Annotated in this window: 1 protein-coding gene; it reads left to right on the top strand. The window is 64.6% G+C overall.

The features are described from left to right. Positions 1–520, top strand: a 520-nt coding sequence (locus E2F46_RS17370; protein WP_165967516.1) for a type IV secretory system conjugative DNA transfer family protein, incomplete at both ends; no start/stop codon positions are given.

Below are 520 nucleotides of genomic sequence, written 5' to 3'. Positions count from 1 at the left end.
GACCTTCGCCTCGATCATCGGCTCGTTCCGCGAGCCACTCAACCCGTTCCTCAACCCGGTGCTCGATGCCGCCACTAGCGGCGACGACTTCCGGCTCGACGACGTGCGCCGCCAGCGCATGACCATCTACGTGGGCATCCAGCCCAACAAGCTGGCCGAGAGCCGGCTGATCGTGAACCTGTTCTTCAGCCAGCTGATCAACGTCAACACCAAGGTGCTGCCGCAGAACGACAAGTCGATCAGGCACCAGTGCCTGCTGCTGATGGACGAGTTCACCGCCATCGGCCGGGTGGACATCATCTCCAAGGCGGTGGCCTACATGGCCGGCTACAACCTGCGGCTGCTGCCGATCATCCAGTCGATGGCGCAGCTGGACGCGGTCTACGGCAAGGAGCTCTCGCGCACCATCATCACCAACCACGCGCTGCAGATCATCTACGCCCCGCGCGAGCAACAGGACGCCAACGACTACTCGGAGATGCTGGGCTACACCACGGTGCGCCGGCGCGCCCGCACCCGC

It is taken from the genome of Luteimonas aestuarii, assembly GCF_004357985.1.
Taxonomy (GTDB): Bacteria; Pseudomonadota; Gammaproteobacteria; order Xanthomonadales; family Xanthomonadaceae; genus Luteimonas; species Luteimonas aestuarii.
This window is presented reverse-complemented; position numbering and strand designations above follow the sequence as displayed.